The organism is Mycobacterium sp. (assembly GCF_965229105.1).
Taxonomy (GTDB): Bacteria; Actinomycetota; Actinomycetes; order Mycobacteriales; family Mycobacteriaceae; genus Mycobacterium.
The window spans coordinates 1,036,001-1,052,625 of the sequence record NZ_OZ245858.1 but is presented as its reverse complement, the minus strand read 5'-3'; the positions used below and the strand labels follow the sequence as shown (position 1 = coordinate 1,052,625).

Annotated in this window: 17 protein-coding genes; 3 read left to right on the top strand and 14 right to left on the bottom strand. The window is 65.7% G+C overall.

The features are described from left to right. Window positions 1-24: 24 nt before the first annotated feature. The gene (locus ADBZ9O_RS05025; RefSeq protein ID WP_526528980.1) at window positions 25-1,386 is read right to left on the bottom strand and encodes a dicarboxylate/amino acid:cation symporter; all 1,362 of its coding nucleotides are present in this window, start codon (window positions 1,384-1,386) and stop codon (window positions 25-27) included. A gap of 113 nt (window positions 1,387-1,499) precedes the next feature. Here ADBZ9O_RS05025 and ADBZ9O_RS05020 point away from each other — a divergent pair, with 113 nt between their 5' ends. Continuing rightward, the gene (locus tag ADBZ9O_RS05020; RefSeq protein ID WP_526528978.1) at window positions 1,500-3,212 is read left to right on the top strand and encodes a sensor histidine kinase; all 1,713 of its coding nucleotides are present in this window, start codon (window positions 1,500-1,502) and stop codon (window positions 3,210-3,212) included. Continuing rightward, window positions 3,209-3,901 carry a response regulator gene (locus ADBZ9O_RS05015; RefSeq protein ID WP_526528976.1) on the top strand — a complete coding sequence of 231 codons (693 nt, stop codon included), beginning with the start codon at window positions 3,209-3,211 and terminating at the stop codon, window positions 3,899-3,901. The genes ADBZ9O_RS05020 and ADBZ9O_RS05015 overlap by 4 nt, the downstream gene beginning before the upstream one ends. Window positions 3,902-3,907: 6 nt before the next feature. On the opposite strand, the gene ADBZ9O_RS05010 is transcribed toward ADBZ9O_RS05015, so the two are convergent. The 11 genes from ADBZ9O_RS05010 to ADBZ9O_RS04960 form a co-directional block, all read right to left on the bottom strand. Continuing rightward, a complete protein-coding gene (locus ADBZ9O_RS05010; RefSeq protein ID WP_526528974.1) occupies window positions 3,908-5,317 on the bottom strand; it encodes a dicarboxylate/amino acid:cation symporter in 1,410 nt (469 codons plus the stop codon). Between the two features lie 48 nt (window positions 5,318-5,365). Further along, on the bottom strand, window positions 5,366-6,508 hold the full coding sequence (egtE, locus tag ADBZ9O_RS05005; protein ID WP_526528972.1) for an ergothioneine biosynthesis PLP-dependent enzyme EgtE: 1,143 nt from the start codon (window positions 6,506-6,508) through the stop codon (window positions 5,366-5,368). Window positions 6,509-6,521: 13 nt separating this feature from the next. Then, window positions 6,522-7,499 (bottom strand): L-histidine N(alpha)-methyltransferase, encoded by a 978-nt coding sequence (gene egtD, locus ADBZ9O_RS05000; protein ID WP_526528970.1) that lies wholly within the window; start codon window positions 7,497-7,499, stop codon window positions 6,522-6,524. A gap of 16 nt (window positions 7,500-7,515) precedes the next feature. Continuing rightward, a complete protein-coding gene (gene egtC / locus ADBZ9O_RS04995) occupies window positions 7,516-8,208 on the bottom strand; it encodes an ergothioneine biosynthesis protein EgtC (protein ID WP_526528968.1) in 693 nt (230 codons plus the stop codon). Next, window positions 8,208-9,512 (bottom strand): ergothioneine biosynthesis protein EgtB, encoded by a 1,305-nt coding sequence (egtB, locus tag ADBZ9O_RS04990; protein ID WP_526528966.1) that lies wholly within the window; start codon window positions 9,510-9,512, stop codon window positions 8,208-8,210. Before egtB ends, egtC begins: the two co-directional genes overlap by 1 nt. Continuing rightward, window positions 9,509-10,795, bottom strand: coding sequence for an ergothioneine biosynthesis glutamate--cysteine ligase EgtA (gene egtA, locus ADBZ9O_RS04985; RefSeq protein WP_526528964.1), 1,287 nt, complete (start codon window positions 10,793-10,795; stop codon window positions 9,509-9,511). The genes egtB and egtA overlap by 4 nt, the downstream gene beginning before the upstream one ends. A gap of 96 nt (window positions 10,796-10,891) precedes the next feature. Beyond that, window positions 10,892-11,539, bottom strand: coding sequence for a sensor domain-containing protein (locus tag ADBZ9O_RS04980; RefSeq protein WP_526528962.1), 648 nt, complete (start codon window positions 11,537-11,539; stop codon window positions 10,892-10,894). A 7-nt stretch (window positions 11,540-11,546) separates the two neighbouring features. Next, the gene (locus tag ADBZ9O_RS04975; RefSeq protein ID WP_526528960.1) at window positions 11,547-11,975 is read right to left on the bottom strand and encodes an organic hydroperoxide resistance protein; all 429 of its coding nucleotides are present in this window, start codon (window positions 11,973-11,975) and stop codon (window positions 11,547-11,549) included. A gap of 79 nt (window positions 11,976-12,054) precedes the next feature. Next, complete coding sequence (locus ADBZ9O_RS04970; RefSeq protein WP_526528958.1) at window positions 12,055-13,617, bottom strand: catalase; 1,563 nt, start codon at window positions 13,615-13,617, stop codon at window positions 12,055-12,057. After that, window positions 13,614-14,063, bottom strand: coding sequence for a Fur family transcriptional regulator (locus tag ADBZ9O_RS04965; protein ID WP_526528956.1), 450 nt, complete (start codon window positions 14,061-14,063; stop codon window positions 13,614-13,616). Before ADBZ9O_RS04965 ends, ADBZ9O_RS04970 begins: the two co-directional genes overlap by 4 nt. A gap of 54 nt (window positions 14,064-14,117) precedes the next feature. Then, window positions 14,118-14,564, bottom strand: a complete 447-nt coding sequence (locus tag ADBZ9O_RS04960) for a hypothetical protein (RefSeq protein WP_526528954.1) — start codon at window positions 14,562-14,564, stop codon at window positions 14,118-14,120. Between the two features lie 96 nt (window positions 14,565-14,660). On the opposite strand from ADBZ9O_RS04960, the gene ADBZ9O_RS04955 reads away from it, so the two are divergent. Continuing rightward, window positions 14,661-14,855 (top strand): hypothetical protein, encoded by a 195-nt coding sequence (locus ADBZ9O_RS04955; RefSeq protein WP_526528951.1) that lies wholly within the window; start codon window positions 14,661-14,663, stop codon window positions 14,853-14,855. Window positions 14,856-14,858: 3 nt separating this feature from the next. On the opposite strand, the gene ADBZ9O_RS04950 is transcribed toward ADBZ9O_RS04955, so the two are convergent. Beyond that, window positions 14,859-15,134, bottom strand: a complete 276-nt coding sequence (locus ADBZ9O_RS04950; protein ID WP_526528949.1) for a hypothetical protein — start codon at window positions 15,132-15,134, stop codon at window positions 14,859-14,861. 336 nt (window positions 15,135-15,470) lie between these two features. Further along, window positions 15,471-16,598 (bottom strand): DUF4185 domain-containing protein, encoded by a 1,128-nt coding sequence (locus ADBZ9O_RS04945; protein ID WP_526528947.1) that lies wholly within the window; start codon window positions 16,596-16,598, stop codon window positions 15,471-15,473. Window positions 16,599-16,625 lie beyond the last annotated feature (27 nt).

Here is a 16,625-nt window from a genome sequence, read left to right as displayed (position 1 = left end):
ATACGTCTGCTCGCGGGAAAAGAGTTAGGCCGGCACAGGGTCTTTCGCGGGCTCTTCCTTGGGTGCCGCGTGGTCATCGACCATGGTCTGCTCGTCGAACGGGTCCTTACCGTCGAGGACGTCGGCGAGCTTGCGATGGTCGATGGACTTCGTCCACGCCCCGACCAACACGGTGGCCACGGCGTTACCGGAGAAGTTGGTGACCGCGCGGGCCTCGGACATGAACCGGTCGATCCCGACGATCAGGCCAAGGCCGTCGAGCATGTCGGGCCGGTGCGCCTGCAGTCCGCCGGCCAGGGTGGCCAGGCCGGCACCGCTGACACCAGCGGCACCCTTGGACGCGACGATCATGAACACCAGCAGTGCCAGCTGCTCGCCGATCGCCAGCGGGTTGCCCATCGCGTCGGCGATGAACAGCGAGGCCATGGTCAGGTAGATCGCGGTGCCGTCCAGGTTGAACGAGTATCCGGTCGGGACCACGATGCCGACGGTCGCAGGCTGGACACCGGCGTGCTCCATCTTCGCCATCAGCCGGGGCAGCGCCGATTCGGACGAGGATGTCGCCACGATCAGCAGGTATTCGCGGGCCAGGTAGCGGACCAGCTTGAAGATCGAGGTGTGCGCGACGAATCGCAGCAGCAGACCCAGCACGCCGAAGACGAAGATCGCACAGGTCAGATAGAACGCCAGCATCAGCACGCCGAGCTGGATGACCGCGTCGAATCCGGTATCGCCGACCACCTTGGCGATGGCGCCGAAGGCACCGATCGGTGCCAGCCACAGGATGCCCGCCAGGATCCGGAAGACCAACTTCTGGATCAGCCCGATACCGCGCAGGACCGGCTCACCGGTGGAACCCATTGCCTGGAGCCCGAACCCGACCAGCAGCGCCACGAACAGGGCCTGCAAGATGTTGCCCGCCGTCAGCGAGGACAGCAGCGACGTGGGGATGATGCCGGTGATGAACTCCATCGTCCCGCCCGAGGCGTGCGCCTTCTCGGCCAGTTTCGCACCCGCGCCCGGGTCGGCGCCGATGTTGAGACCGGTTCCGGGGCTGATGATATTGCCGACCAGCAGGCCGATACCCAGGGCGATCGTGGACATCACCAGGAAGTAGGCCAGCGCGATGCCACCCACCTTGCCGACCGAGGCGGCCTTGCGGACCGATCCGATGCCCAACACGATCGTGCAGAAGATGACGGGAGCGATCATCATCTTGATCAGGCTGACGAACAGGGTGCCAAGGACGCCGAGGCTCGACGCCGTGTCCGGTGCGACCAGCCCCACCACGATTCCGGCGATGACGGCGACGATCACCGCGATGTAGAGCCAGTGGGTTTTGTCCCGCTTTTGCGGCGGCGCCTTGGTGGGTGTTCGGTCAGCCATCGGTACTCCTAGTGTCGGGTGGATCACGTGCGGTGATGCAATGCTCGAATGAGACGTGAGCCAAGTCACTAATAAGTTCATTTCGTTCACGATCACGTGAGAGGAGCGACGCCATGCGGGCACAGAACCGGAACCGCAATCCGGCGGTGGACAGAAGTGTGGCCCGCGAGCTGTTCGGCTGGCAGCTGGCGCTGCTGCTGATCCTGATCCTGGGTGCGGGAGCGGCTGCGGTGTTCGATGCCCGCCGGGACGCCGACGAGCAGACCCGGCAGAACGTGATCGCGGTGACGGAGTCGGTGGCAAGAATGACGTCGACGGCGGCAGCGATCGAGGGCCCCGACCCGACGGCCGTGCTGCAACCGCAGACCGAATCCATCCGCAAGGCCACCGGGATGGACTTCATCGTCGTGATGGCACCCGACCGGACCCGCTTCACCCACACCGATGTCACCCGCATCGGCGGGCAATTCACCGGCAATATCGATCGGGCGTTGGCGGGTGAGACATTCACCGAGACCTACCCGGGCACGCTCGGGCCGTCGATTCGCGCGGTGGCACCGGTGCGCGGCCCCGACGGGACCATCGTCGGGCTGGTGTCGGCGGGCGTCACCCAAACGAAAGTCTCGGCCAGCGTGCTGGCCACCCTGCCTGCGATCGGGCTCGCGGTGGGCACAGCACTGGTGCTGGCCTTCGTCGGCGCCATCGCGCTGGAGCGGCGCCTGCGCCGACGCACGATGGGATTGTCGTTCACCGATCTACGTGCGCTCTATGAGCAACGCGAGGCGGTACTGCATGCGATCGGCGAAGGCCTGCTGGTTTTCAACAACAACGGCACCGCGGAAATCGTCAACGACGAAGCGCGCCGGTTACTTTCGCTGAACCCCGGCCCCCTGACCCGGTCCGGGCTGCCGGCGTCCCTACAGGCCGCGGGAGATCAGATTCTCACCGACGAAACACATGTCACCGCCGACCGGGTGCTGGTGGTCAACCAGCAGCCGGTCCGATGGGAGAACCGCACCGTGGGCACGGTGATGACGTTGCGGGATCGCACTGAGCTGCAACGTGTTTCAGGTGAGCTCAACTCGGTCACCCAATTTGCCGAATCGTTGCGATCACGCGCCCACGAAGCCGACAACCGGCTGCATACCGTCGTCACCATGGTCGAACTCGGCAGATCCGCCGATGCGGTCGATTTCGCCACTGCCGAATTGGCGGTGTCTCAACATCTGATCGACCGCCTGATGTCGACGGTGGCCGAGCCCGCCCTGGCGGCACTGCTGCTCGGCAAGATGAGCCAGGCCCGTGATCACGGTGTCGAATTGACCGTCACCGAGGAGTCGATGCTCGACGACCCTGCCACGGTGGCGCTGACGCAGGGCGAATTGGTCACGCTGGTAGGCAATCTGGTCGACAACGCCATCGACGCCGCCCGGTCAACGAGCCCGAGGAACGAGGGCGAGGAAGGGCCGGGCGCAACAGACCCCGCCCGGTCAACGAGCCCGAGGAACGAGGGCGAGGAAGGGCCGGGCGCAACAGGACCCGCCGCTAGAACGGAAGCTCCCGGCTGGGTGGAGGTCACTGTGCGCGGCACCGAATCGGAACTGGTGGTCGTGGTCGCCGACAGCGGACCCGGAATGTCCCCCGATGCGTTCGACTTGGCCCGCATCCGCGGCTACTCCACAAAATCGGGTGAGCGCGGTCTCGGGCTCGCGTTGGTGTGGCAGGTCATCGCCGCGCACGGCGGCACCATCGAAGCCGAGAACACCTACGGCTCGGTGATCACCGCGGTGATTCCCGCCCACCTGCCAGCGGCGCCGAAGCGGTGATCCGTGTCTTGATCGTCGAGGACGATCCGCTGATCGCCGAGGCCCATCGCCAATACACCGAACGCATAACGGGTTTCGTCGTGCATGCGACCGCGGGCACCGGTAAGGCCGCGCTGCGTGCAGCTGCCTCGGCGGCGGCCGCCGAGACCCCGATCGATCTGGTCTTACTCGATATCGGGCTGCCCGACGCCAGCGGTATCGATGTGGCGTCAGCACTCGGCGGTATCCGACCCGCCCCGGATATCATCGCGATCTCCTCGGAGCGCGATCTGGCGGTGGTCCGGTCCGCCGTCGCCCACGGCGTGGCGATGTACCTGTTGAAACCGTTCACGTTTGCGGCATTTCGCGACAAGCTGGAGCACTACCGCGAGTACCGGGCAGCTCTGGGTGCCGGTGGCCCCGCCGCGGGCCAGCACGAGATCGACCGGGCTATCAACACGTTGCGCGCCGCCGATCAGCGCTCGTCGATGCCCAAGGGGGTCTCGGCGGACACTCTCGATCTCATCGCGCGAGCGCTACGGGAAACACCGGAAGGCCTCAATGCCTCTGAAGCTGCTGCCCGACTAGGTATTTCGCGGGTAACCGCGTGGCGGTACCTGGAACGCCTCGCCGACGACGGTGCCGTAGGGCGCACCACCGAGTACGGCCGCGCGGGCCGCCCCCAGGTCAGGTACGTCTGGGCGTCCTGAGGGACCTCACACCGCCGCCTCCCGCCGCTCGGGCGGGAGTTCTGTCGCCGACGTCTTCGACGGGGCGTCATGATCATCGACCATGGTCTGCTCGTCGAAGGGCTTCTCCCCGCTGAGCACCGCCGCCATTCGCGCGGGATCCCAGGTTTTGGTCCAGGCTCCGATCAAGACCGTTGCCACCGCGTTACCGGAGAAGTTGGTCACCGCACGGGCTTCGGACATGAACTTGTCGATACCGACGATCAAGCCGATACCGTCCAGCAGTTCGGGGCGGTGGCTCTGCAGCCCGGCGGCCAGGGTGGCCAGTCCGGCCCCGCTGACTCCTGCCGCACCCTTGGAGGCCACCATCATGAAGACCAGCAGCGAAAGCTGTTCGCCGATGGCCAGTGGGTTGCCCATGGCGTCGGCGATGAACAGTGACGCCATGGTCATGTAGATGGCCGTACCGTCCAGATTGAACGAATATCCGGTTGGGACAACAATTCCGACGGTCGCCGGCTCGACACCGGCGTGTTCCATCTTGGCGATCAGCCGGGGCAGCGCCGACTCCGACGATGAGGTGGCCACGATCAGCAGGTATTCGCGCGCCAAATACCGCACCAGCTTGAAGATGGAGGTGCCCGCCACCAGCCGTAACAGCAGTCCCAGGACACCGAAGACGAAGATGGCGCACGTCAGGTAGAACGCCAGCATCAGGACGCCCATCTGGATCACCGCTTCGAACCCGGTGTCGCCGACCACTTTTGCGATCGCCCCGAACGCACCGATGGGCGCCAGCCACAGGATGCCGGCCAGAATCCGGAACACCAACTTCTGGAGCAGCGCGACACCGTGTAGCAGCGGCACGCCCGCGGTACCCATGGCTTGGAGCCCGAATCCGACCAGCAGCGCCACGAACAGCGTTTGCAACACATTGCCCTCGGTCAACGAGGACAACAGCGACGTCGGGATGATGTTCTGGAAGAACTCCAGCATGCCGCCCTCGGACGAGGCCTCGCCGGCCAGGTCCGCTCCGGCTGCCGGGTCGCCCTGCAGATTCAGTCCCGTTCCCGGACTGATCAGATTGCCGACCAGCAGGCCGATTCCGAGGGCGAAGGTCGACATGACCAGGAAATACCCCAGAGCCAGGCCGCCGACCTTGCCGACGGAGGCGGCTTTGCGGACCGAGCCGATGCCCAACACGATGGTGCAGAAGATGACCGGGCTGATCATCATCTTGATCAGGTTCACGAACAGGGTGCCCAGAACGCCGAGCGAGGTGCCCAGCTCAGGTGCGACCAGGCCGACGATGACGCCGCCGACCACCGCAATAATCACGGCGATGTAGAGCCAGTGTGTCCGGTCTTTACGCTTGGGTTTCGGGTCCGATGGCGGCTCAGCCTTGCTGTCCCGCCCAGAATCCACATCGTTGCTCATCGCCACTCCTCGTCAGGGTGCGAGGAGGGTGCCCATAAGTGGCCCCGATCACACCTTTAAGGCACTACCAACCTCGGCCAGCGCCGCGGCGCACGCGTCGAGATCGGCCGCCGTGACGTCGACGTGCGGTGATATCCGCAGTACCGCGCCGTGCAGTTCGAACGGTGCACGCGCGACGTCAGCCACGGTGGTGACGATACCGCGCTCGCGGATCAGCCACTCGCGCACCGCATGCGCATTGACACCCTCCGGCGGGGTCAGCGTCGTGATGGCGGTCGGCTCGTCACGCGGCTCGATCACGTGCCAGCCGCCGATCCCGTCGAGTAGCGTCCGGGTGGCCAAACCGACGGCGGCAAGTCTGGTGCGCACCGCGGCGGGCCCGGCAGCCAGGTGCTGTCCCAGCGCGAGCGAAAAACCCACGCGCGCAGCCAAATTTGCCTCAGTCTGCTCGAAACTCTGCAGAGCTGAGATCGGCAGGTCCCACTCCGGGGGCGGGATACGACGACGCAGCCGCTGCGCCAACTCGGGGCGCACCGCCAGGAATCCGACCCCGCGTGGTCCGGCGATCCATTTCCGCGACGACGAGTAGACCGCGTCGGCCCCCACCGCGCAGTCGAGTTGCCCGAGTGCCTGGGCGGCGTCCACCACCAGCGGCACCCCGGCAGCGCGGCACACATGCGCCATCTCGGCCAGCGGTTGCGCGATCCCCCGATGGCTGGCGATGGCTGTGACGTGCACCAACGCCGGTGGGTCGGCGCGCAATGCGGTCGCGGCCTCGTCCACCCGCAGCCGGCCCTCGCCGTCGACCGGAAGTGCTGACACGCGATAGCCGTTGGCCATCATCAGCGCGAGGTTCGGGCCGTATTCGCCGGGGACGCAGGCAACTGTGCGTGGTTCCGGCCAGCTGCCCAGGAACAGATCCAGCGCATGGTTCGACCCGGTGGTGAACACGACATCGGCCGCAGCCATCCCGGTGAGCGCACCGACTGCGGCGCGGCCGGCGTCGAGGACCGCCTGCGCTGCGGCCGCTGCCACATAGCCACCGACCTCGGCTTCGTGTCTGGCATGCTGGGCCGCCACGTCGATGGTGGCGAAGGCCTGCCGGGAGCAGGCCGCCGAATCCACATGCACGCCGGCCGCGACGGGCCGCGCGGCCCGCCATTCGCGGGCGAGGTCGTTTTCGGTGATCATCGACCGGCGAGGTTCACTTCGTGGCCAGCGAGAGCGCAAAATCTCCGGCGCGGTCGGTCCACCAGTGGGTTCGCCTGAGTCCGGCCGCGGCCAGCTCGGCAGCCACCCCGTCGGACCGGAATTTGCACGACACTTCGGTCAGCATCTCCTCACCATCGAAGAAGTCGACGGACAGGTCGAGATCGGCGATGCGAACCTGCTGCGCGCCGCGGGCCCGCAGCCACATTTCGATGCGCTCCTCCTCGGTGTTCCACTTCGCGACGTGTTCGAAGGCGTCGATATTGAAGTCTGCGTGCAGTTCCCGGTTCACCACGGCCAACACGTTGCGGTTGAACCTGGCCGTCACCCCCGCACTGTCGTCATAGGCGGCCACCAGCCGGCTGGCATCTTTGACCAGATCGGTACCGAGCAGCAGCGAGTCACCAGGCTGCAGCACATCGGCGAGGGTGCCAAGGAACTCAGCGCGCGGTTCACTGGTCAGATTGCCGATCGTGGACCCCAGGAAAGCGACCAATCTCCTTCCGCCGCCAGGTATCTCGCCGAGATGCTCTTCGAAATCGCCGCATACCGCGTCGATCTCGACACCGGGATATTCGTCCTGCAGTGCCGCACCCGCCATTTCCAGCACCGAGGCATCGACATCGAACGGGATGAATCGGCGCAGCGACCCCTGCTCGCGTAGCGCGTCGAGCAGCATCCGAGTTTTCTCCGAGGTGCCGCTGCCGAGTTCGACAAGGGTGTCGGCACCGCTGGCCGCCGCGATGGCCCCAGCCTGCTCGGCCAGGATCGACGCCTCGGCTCGGGTCGGATAGTACTCGGGCAGCCGGGTGATCTGGTCGAACAGATCGCTGCCGGTGGCATCGTAGAACCACTTGGGCGGCAACGACTTCGGGTTCTGCGTCAAACCGTCCGCGACATCACGGCGCAGTGCCTGGGCGGCATAATCGGCCGCCAGGTGATTCGCCAAGGACAGGTTGGTGCGACTCGCCATCGATCAGAGCCTTTCGTTACGCGGTCAGGGGCACATACGTCACGTCGTCACCGCATACCTCGATGAGGTGACGATCGGGCAGGTCCTGCCAGTCGGGGTGGTCATCGTAGGGTTCGCTGGCCAGCACGATGCCGTCACTGCGGCGCAGGATCGACAGGGTGTCGCCCCAGGTGGTGGCTAGCAGCCGGGAACCGTTGGCGGCCAAGATGTTCAGTCGGGCCGACGGATCCGCGGCGCCGACCTCGCTGACGGTCTCACCCAACACGTCGAGGCCACGGTCGAAGATCAGCGCAGCCAGCTGGGCGCTGTCGACCACCGACTCCGCCGTCCGACTCGTCGGCAGCACGGCGCGGTCCACCACACCGTTATGCGAGAGCAGCCATTGGCCGTCGGTGAACGGGGCCGCGGCGCTGGCATCCATCGGCATGCCGATGGTGGCGGAGCGGACCGCGGCGATCACGCAGCCGCTGGAGAGTGCGGGCGCTACCGATGCGAACGAGGCATCCCCCCAGATGGGCGACGCACTGCGCCAGCGCCGTGGTGCCCCGCCTGCGGTGTCGAAGAAACCGACACCCCATCCGTCGGCGTTGACGACACCGTGTTTCTGCCTGCGCGGTGCATATGACTGGACGCTCAGACCACTCGGCGGGTCGAGCACGAGGCTGCCCACCGACACGGGTGCACCCAGCCAACCGAGGTGACGGCACATCAGAGATCCCAGGCCAGGCGGATACCGGAGAAGATCTGCCGACGGATCGGGTGGTCCCAGTTGCGGAAGCTCGGACGCAGCACATCGGTGCCCACCGCCCAGGACCCGCCGCGCAGCACCCGGTAGTCACCGTCGAAGAAGGGCTGCGAGTACCGCTCGTAGATCATCGGTGTGAAGCCGGGCCATGGCCGCAGCGGCGACGTGGTCCACTCCCAGACGTCTCCGAGTAGTTGCTCGGCACCGTAGGCGGACGCCCCTGCGGGGTAGGCACCGACCGGGGCCGGGCGCAAGGCGTCCCCGCCCAGATTGGCGAGATCGGTATCCGGCCGCGCCGAACCCCACGGATAGCGCCGTCGGGTTCCGGTGGCCGGATCCCAGGCGCAGGCCTTTTCCCATTCGATTTCGGTGGGCAGCCGCGCACCCGCCCACGTCGCGTAAGCCTCGGCTTCGAAGAACGTGATGTGTTGCACCGGCTCGTCACCGGGAATCGACTCGACGTGGCCGAACCGGACGCGGGCGCCGTCCGGCAGCCAGGACCCAGGAGCGACCAACCCGGCCTGGCGGCGGTGCTCCCAACCGCGTTCCGACCACAACTCCTCGCGGTGATAGCCCCCGTCGGCGATGAACTGCCGCCATTCGTCGTTAGTGACCGGTACCCGGCCGATCCGAAAACCGGCAACATCGACGACGTGTGCGGGCCGCTCGTTATCCAGCGAATAGGGTTCGTCCCGCGCGTCGACGCCAAGCACGAAGGGGCCGCCGGGAACCACTACCGACGTTCCGGCAACACCCGGTCTGCCCGTCGGCAACCGTGCCCCTGCGTCGAGTATCGGTGCGCCCGCGCGCAGGTTCAGAGCCTGCAGCATGGTCTCGCCGTGCTGATTTTCGTGGCTGATCACCAGCCCGAAGGCAAAAGCGGGATCGGGTCCACCCAGCAGCGGGTTATCCGCCCTCTCGGCCGGCAGCACATCGAGCGAGTCGAGCGCTTTGGCGCGAACTGTCTGCAGGTACCTGTGCGCGTCGGCAGCTGAGAGCAGCGGTAGCGCGACACGACTGGCGCGGGAGTGCACGAAGGCGTCATAGAGATCTTCGATCGCCGGCGGCAGCATTCCTGGCGTGTCCGGGTTTCCACCGCGGAGCAGCCACAGTTCCTCTTGCTGCCCGATATGGGCGAGGTCCCACACCAACGGGCTCATCAGGGGGTCGTACTGGCGGAGCAATTCGCCGTCGTCGAAATCGACGAGCCGCAGGGTGCGCTCCCGTGCCCTACTCAACCCGTCAGCCAGTGCCTGGCGGTCGCTCACGCCTGCCCCCTCGCGACCCGGGTCACCGCGGGCACCATGCCGATATCGATGACGAGGTCAGAGAAGTCGTCACCGGGCGAGCGGCCCTGCTCGACAAGTCGGGTCAACCGTTGCATCGAGTCGAGGAGCTCCGGTGGCGCGAGTTGCGCGGCGGTGGCCACGCACGTGTTGGCGGCGGCAGCGATGTGCCGATCGGCCAGGCCGGCCCGCGCCGCGGTATCCCAGGCGGTGGCAACCGGTTCGACGGCCTCGGCGGCGATATCAGCGGCAGCCGGATTGTCCAGAAGGGTGGTCAAGGTGAACACCACCGCGGGCCACAGCTCGTCGGGCACGCTGTCGAGGTAGCGGATCTCCAGCCAGCCGCGCGGACGGACCGGCGGAAAGAGAGTGGTCAGGTGGTACTCCAGGTCGGCTGTGGTGGGTTTACGCCCATCGAGCGCCACGGCGCCGTCGGCCCACTCAGCGAACGGCACCCATTCCAGCACCGGGGCAGCATCGTCGGGTGGCGTGCGGACCAGCATCACCGGTGCTTTCAGCGCGTACCGCGCCCAGTCCGTTACGGGATCGTCATCGCTGGCGGTCAGGATCGGTCCGCACCGGGCAGAGTCCAGCTGACTCCACACCATCTGGCGACTGGACTGCCAGCCGGTGAACTGCCCGTCGAGCAGCGGCGAGTTCGCGGCTATCGCAATCATCACCGGTCCCAACGCGTGTGCCAGCGCAACCCTTCCCGCCCAGCCCTCCTGAGGTCCGGCATCGAGGTTGATCTGCACCGACGCCGTCGACGTCATCATCGCGGCGCCCGCATCCGCGGTGCCGCTGGCGGCGAAAAACTGCTCCATGGCCTCGTAGCGGGCGCCGGGGTTCACCCTCTTGGGCGGCCGAAGCGGATCCGCGCCCAGTAGCGCCAGGCCGAACCCCGCGTCGGCGAACGCCGATCGCAGCACGGCCCGGTCGGCGGCCATCGCCGACACAGCGGGCACCACGCCCTCCCAGGGCGGACCGGACAATTCGACGGCGCCGCCAGGCTCGACAGTGACCGCACTGCCGCCGGGTAGGGCCGGCAACCCATCGATGACCTCACGAAGTTCTGTCCAGCTGGGCCGGCGTCCGGGCTCGGTCAGGTCGAAACAGTGCGCTTCGATCTCCAACCCGACCCGGCCCAGCGGTGCGTCGATGAGACTGGCGCTGGCGATCAGGCCCGCGGCATCGGTAGCACTGGCGAGTTCCCGCACCTCAGTGCGGGGCAGGTGGTCCAGCTGTGACGTGGCAGGGAACGTCATCTGTCCATCTTGGGTGAGACGACCGACAAATTTCCCCCTGATATGGGTGACGAGATGCTGACGCATACCCAAATCCCGGCAGCCGTACCTTGCTGGCTACTGCCCCAAAGTGTTCTGCATGGCTCCAGCCAGCACGTTCACTGCAGGACCACCGTTGCCAGATTGGCAGACTTTCGCTTGGAGCAGAACATTCTCGCGCAGCCGGGTTTGGCTGAAGCAGCGTCGATCCGTGCCGGCTTCCTGTTTGGTCCACGCGCTGTCATTGGGCCCGGCCGGGCCACCACTGAATGTCCACACCTGCGAGCTACCGTCGTCGAGGCGCATCACCGCGGTCTGCCCGGCGCACCCGACCGTCCGGTCGACAACACGGTGAAACGCCCGCGCCGCGGCGTCGACCGTCGCGAACACCCCGATCGCCTGTTTGACGAAATGGGTGTCATCGGTGGGCGATGTCTGCGCCGTGGCACCGTTGAAGGACGCCAGGTCGGGGTCGGCATACACCTCGGGCAGTCCGATATCAGCCCAGTTGTTGCACACCGGAATATCGACCGAATAGGCCTGAAACGGGTCGGTGAACACCGATTCGCTTGTCATCGGAGCGCCGACGATATTGCCCACCGACCCCTTGGCGAGCACCGCGTAGGACACCACGCCGGGGTCAGACGGCCGGGCCCCCGCGACCGTGACCGGGGCGGCCAGCGTCAGCGCGACACCGATGACCACGGCGGTGACAGCGACCCGCATCAGCGCGCTAGACCTTCGCCGAGATGTCGACGTCGATATTGCCGCGCGTCGCGTTCGAATACGGGCACACCTCGTGCGCCTGCTCCAGGAGGTCGTCGGCAACGTCCTGCTCAAGGCCCGGCAGATATCCGACGATCTCCGCCGTCAGGCCGAAACCCTCTTCGGGTGTCTTGCCGATGCCGATCCGCACGGTGATGCCGGTGGCGTCGTCCAGTTTGATCTTGGCCTTGCCCGCAACCAGCCGCAGTGCGCTGAGGAAGCAGGCAGCGTAGCCAGCCGAGAAAAGCTGCTCGGGGTTGGTGCCCTCGCCGCTACCGCCCATTTCCTTGGGCGGACGGGTGTCGAGGTCCAGTCGGTCATCCGATGACTTCACGTGGCCGTCCCGGCCACCGCCGGTGGCTGTCGACTCTGCGGTGTAAATGGCTTCGATAGTCATGGCTTCGATAATGCCAGCCCGCAACGTAACGGTGCCCCGGTCCGCATCGGACCGGGGCACCATCGTGGCTGCAGAGAAGTTAAGCCTGTGCGCCGACCTGCACGGCGCTGCGCTCCTCGGAGGTACCAGGAGCGGAGCTCTGACCCTCCTGCGGCTTCGCTGGAGAATCGCCGCCTTCCGCACTGGCGAGGTTGGCCCGCACGCCGGCCTCCACCTTGGCGCCGAGGTCGGCATCGACATTGGTCCAGTATTGGTAGACCCTGGCCAACACTTCTTCGGTCACATTATTCGATGCGTGCCCGATGATGTTGTCCGCCAACCGTTGCCGGGCCGCGGAGTCCATCACCTCACGGACCAGAACGCCGGCTTGGCTGAAGTCGTCATCCTCGGGGTGCTGAATGTAGCCGGCCCGGACTGCCGCACCGTCGAAGTCCCACAGACCGCCGTCACCGGCGCGCGACGGGTCGGCATGCGGCCCGCCGTAGGAGTTCGGCGCGTACACCGGCACGTCGGGTGCGTTGAAGGTGTGCCGCATGGAACCCTCCTTGGCATAGGAGTTCACCTCGGCGGCGCGGGCCCGGTTCGGGGGCAGTTCCGCGTAGTTGGTTCCGATCCGGTAGCGATGCGCGTCGGCGTAGGCGAACACCCGGCCGAGCAGCATCTTGTCCGGCGAAAAGCCCACGCCGGGAACGATATTCGACGGCTCGAAGGCCGCCTGCTCGATCTCGACGAAGAAGTTCTCCGGGTTGCGGTTCAGCGTGTAGGTGCCGACGTCGATCAGCGGGTAGTCCTTGTGCGACCACACTTTGGTCAGATCGAACGGATTGACCCGGTAACCCTCGGCTTCGTCGACGGGCATGATCTGGACTTTGAGCGACCAGCTGGGGAAATCTCCCTTTTCGATCGAGTTGTACAGATCCGCGCGGTGCAGGTCCGGATCGCTGCCCGCCAGCTTGTCGGCCTCTTCCTGGGTGAGGAAGTCGATGCCCTGATCGGTCTTGAAGTGATACTTCACCCAGAACCGCTCACCTGCTTCGTTGATCCACTGGTAAGCGTGGCTACCGTAACCGTTCATGTGGCGGTAGGACTTTGGAATTCCGCGGTCACCCATCAGCCAGGTCACCTGGTGCGCAGATTCCGGACGCAGCGTCCAAAAGTCCCATTGCATGTTGTGGTCGCGCAGTCCCGATCCCGGCAGGCGCTTCTGACTGCGGATGAAATCCGGGAACTTGATGGTGTCGCGGATGAAGAAGACGGGGGTGTTGTTGCCGACGAGGTCGTAGTTACCGTCCTCGGTGTAGAACTTCAGCGAGAATCCGCGCGGGTCGCGCCAGGTATCGGGGCTGCCCTGCTCGCCGGCGACGGTGGAGAACCGGGCCAACGACTCGGTCTTGGCACCGGGCTGGAACAGCTTGGCTTTGGTGTACTTGCTGACGTCACTGGTGACGACGAGTTCGCCATAGGCACCAGATCCCTTGGCGTGCACGATCCGCTCCGGAACCCGTTCGCGGTTGAACTGCGCGAGCTTCTCGATGAGGTACCAGTCGTGCAGCAGGATCGGGCCCTGCGTACCGGCGGTCAGCGATTGATTGTCGTCCTCGATCGGTACGCCGGTATTGCTGGTGGTGAAACTTCCGGTCATCTTCGGTCTCCTTCAACTGGTTGACTGATCCGACACGATCCGCAGGTGCCCCAGAACAGGACCTCCGCTTCGTCAAGCTCAAAATCGCCTAGATCATTGGGGTCCAAGCACGGGGCAGCGCCGATTACACAATCGACATCGGTTACCCCACCGCACGCCCGGCAAATCAGGTGGTGGTGGTTATCGCCGGCCCGCGTCTCATACAGCGCGGAGGCACCCGCGGGTTCGATCCGGCGAACCAGGCCGGCGCCGATACATACGCGCAGCACGTCGTAGACGGCCTGGGTGGACACCGAGCCGAGGGTGTCCCGCACCTGCGCGGCAATCTCATCCGCCGTCGAATGAGGCTGGGCTGCAACGGCATTGAGCACGGCGACCCTGGGCCGGGTAACACGAAGCCCAGCGCCCTTCAACAGGGAGCTGGGCTCGTGGGTCGTCGTGGTCACCTTTTCGAGTATGCCCCTTTTCTGGAATGAGTCAAGAAAAGAGCTACCCGATGGCTACGACGGACGCTGCTGCGTGCTGGGCGAGGGCGGCTGCTGCCCCTGGCCAGGGCCGAAATTACCGGGGCCGGGACCACCGGGGAACATTCCTGGACCGCCTCCTGGCCCAAATCCGCCAGGTCCACCCGGGAAGATGAAGCCGGGCCGGATCGGCATCATCGGCGGGCCGCCGTCACGATCGTTGTCCATCTCCTGGTGACGGCCCCCGCCATGGTGCCCGCCACCGGAATGCGCGCCCAGGGCGAACCCCGTGAAGAAGATGACCGCCACGATGAAAACCGAACCCGCCACGATGGCAACCCACGCTGCGGCCTGATACAGCCGGTTGGATTTGCGTGTCGTCGGCTCAACGTAGGCGGGCCGCTCGTCGTAGGTTGTCGCCGGGTGCGCGGTGACAACCGGCCCCGTCGCCGGTTCGGTCACGTGTTCGGGTGTTTCGCTCATGCCTGCATGATCCTCGCAGTACCTCATGCACCGGTTAGGTCCCCGTTATGAACTTGCTGTGAAAGGCCGCGCGCATGCTCGTGCCACACTCCGAGCATGTCCTTCGCACTCAAGCTCAACGATCTGACGATGGCCGGCAAGGAGTTCGGCGACGACGATTCCTTCGAGTTTTTGACAGACGGCATCCTGCGGGTGACCGAGGGCCTGAAAGTCACGTACTACGGCCCCGGATCGTGGCAGCTGGTGCAGACCCTCAACGACCATCGCCCGGGCAGTAAGCGCAGGAGATGAGCGTCAGAGCGAGGGGGCCCGGCGCTGGAAATCTATGGAGGCCAGCACGTACTCCACCTGCGAGATGGACAGGCCCGAGGATGTGCTCACCTCGGCCAATGACTGCCCGGCATCCCGTGCCACCACTATTTCGCGCTCCAGCTCGGCGCTGAGTTCCCTGGCCCTGGCCAGGGATCCTAGATAAACATCGCCAAGTTCGCGCAGGCGTTCGGGGGAGCCAATTTTTTCGGGTCGCGATGTTTGCCGCTTGAAGCTCGGCAATTGCATGACATTGGTCATTCGATCTCCTCGCTCACAAATTATCCTGGGCGAAAATAACGTTGACCTGCAATATTGACTTCAGCGTCAACTGCAATTCTCGGCCTCCACAGCTAATTCAGCAACTATCCCTCGTTTGCCCAAAGATGTCCACCATTAAGGATCTGGCAACTTTTCTCACAGTTCCCTGCAATGTTGGTTAACTGAGCAGCTCACAGCTTGCGCACAGTCAGATGCCAGCTCACGCACTGCCAGCGGTGCCACACTGGTCAACAGGTGCCCGCCGACTCCCCCCCGAAGCGGGCACCGGTTCGGCCCCGCCAGTCCCCCCGTGGCGGGGCCGAACCATTCAATGGACTAGGGGCTCGGCGGTGAATCCGGCTTGACCGGGTTCACGGCGAATTGCAGAACTCGGTACGGCGCGCGGTCCCGCGATTCGGTATTCCACTGACTGACGAACACCCGCACCTCATCGAGCGTGGAGCCTGGCGAGATGTACCCGCCGTACGGTTGCGCGAGCTGATTGTCGTCCGACGATGGCAGACTCTCGGCGGGGTCGGGCCAGGCATACGCCCGGACCACTGTCGTGACGGGCGCGCTGCCGAGCAATGTCGGATCATCAGCCACCCTCATCTCCATGTTGCCGTTGCTGGCATTGAAATACGACAGCACGGTCTTGCCGTCGATCTGCTCGACGCTCATTTCCCCGACCCGGTCATCCCACAGTGGTGTCGGCTTCCGGTTCCAGCCGCCGTTGCGCCCCGGCTCTGCGGAGTACCCCTGCCATTTCGCGCGGTCGGTGAAATCTTGGGGCGCCACCCGGTACAACGTGACCGGGCCGGTGCGGTCGAAATTGTTGGCGATGACGAACACCCAGCCGCTTGCCGATTCCGCCGTCGGGATCGGATCGTAGTAACCGCTGATCTGCGACTGCCCGCCGCCGGCGAAGCCCGCGTCCCGCTGGGAGCCTTTGATCGTCTGCCAATTACCCTGCGCTGCTTCGGCCTTCACCAACCGCGACGTTGCGGGGACCAGACTTTTCGTGGTTGTCACCAACAGGTAGTTCTGCCGGTTGATCGAGACCACCCCTGCGGGCAACTGCGATGCCCCCGGCGGCGTGGGGTCGGCCAACAGCGGCGTGTCGACGCCGGTGACACCGGTGTAGCGCACCCCATCAGGGTCGGCGATCGACGAGCGCTCGACATGCAGGGCGATCGGTGAGAACCAGCCGCCGAAGCCGACGCCCTGGCCGGCGAAACTGTCCCCGCAGACCTGCAGCAGTTCGGTCGGGAACTCCATGAACTCGCACAGATCGGTGGCGCCGATACCGTAATCACGGGTGGGGGTTCCGGTGCCTGCAGTCGGTCCGATGCGCACCACCTGCCCGGGCGCCAACGGCCCCAGGATCGGCTCGGGTGCAGGATCAGCCGGGTCTGCGTGGGCGGGCGCCGACGCCACCAACATCACCGCGAGCGTGGACTTCATACACGCGGCCAGGTTCCCGGCCGTGGA

Excerpts from the sequence above, each read along its gene's own strand:
- ADBZ9O_RS05025 (WP_526528980.1), bottom strand. The coding sequence starts at position 1,386 with ATGGCTGACCGAACACCCACCAAGGCGCCGCCGCAAAAGCGGGACAAA.
- ADBZ9O_RS05020 (WP_526528978.1), top strand. The coding sequence starts at position 1,500 with ATGCGGGCACAGAACCGGAACCGCAATCCGGCGGTGGACAGAAGTGTG.
- ADBZ9O_RS05010 (WP_526528974.1), bottom strand. The coding sequence starts at position 5,317 with ATGAGCAACGATGTGGATTCTGGGCGGGACAGCAAGGCTGAGCCGCCA.
- egtE (WP_526528972.1), bottom strand. The coding sequence starts at position 6,508 with ATGATCACCGAAAACGACCTCGCCCGCGAATGGCGGGCCGCGCGGCCC.
- egtD (WP_526528970.1), bottom strand. The coding sequence starts at position 7,499 with ATGGCGAGTCGCACCAACCTGTCCTTGGCGAATCACCTGGCGGCCGAT.
- egtC (WP_526528968.1), bottom strand. The coding sequence starts at position 8,208 with ATGTGCCGTCACCTCGGTTGGCTGGGTGCACCCGTGTCGGTGGGCAGC.
- egtA (WP_526528964.1), bottom strand. The coding sequence starts at position 10,795 with ATGACGTTCCCTGCCACGTCACAGCTGGACCACCTGCCCCGCACTGAG.
- ADBZ9O_RS04980 (WP_526528962.1), bottom strand. The coding sequence starts at position 11,539 with ATGCGGGTCGCTGTCACCGCCGTGGTCATCGGTGTCGCGCTGACGCTG.
- ADBZ9O_RS04975 (WP_526528960.1), bottom strand. The coding sequence starts at position 11,975 with ATGACTATCGAAGCCATTTACACCGCAGAGTCGACAGCCACCGGCGGT.
- ADBZ9O_RS04970 (WP_526528958.1), bottom strand. The coding sequence starts at position 13,617 with ATGACCGGAAGTTTCACCACCAGCAATACCGGCGTACCGATCGAGGAC.
- ADBZ9O_RS04960 (WP_526528954.1), bottom strand. The coding sequence starts at position 14,564 with ATGAGCGAAACACCCGAACACGTGACCGAACCGGCGACGGGGCCGGTT.
- ADBZ9O_RS04955 (WP_526528951.1), top strand. The coding sequence starts at position 14,661 with ATGTCCTTCGCACTCAAGCTCAACGATCTGACGATGGCCGGCAAGGAG.
- ADBZ9O_RS04950 (WP_526528949.1), bottom strand. The coding sequence starts at position 15,134 with ATGACCAATGTCATGCAATTGCCGAGCTTCAAGCGGCAAACATCGCGA.
- ADBZ9O_RS04945 (WP_526528947.1), bottom strand. The coding sequence starts at position 16,598 with ATGAAGTCCACGCTCGCGGTGATGTTGGTGGCGTCGGCGCCCGCCCAC.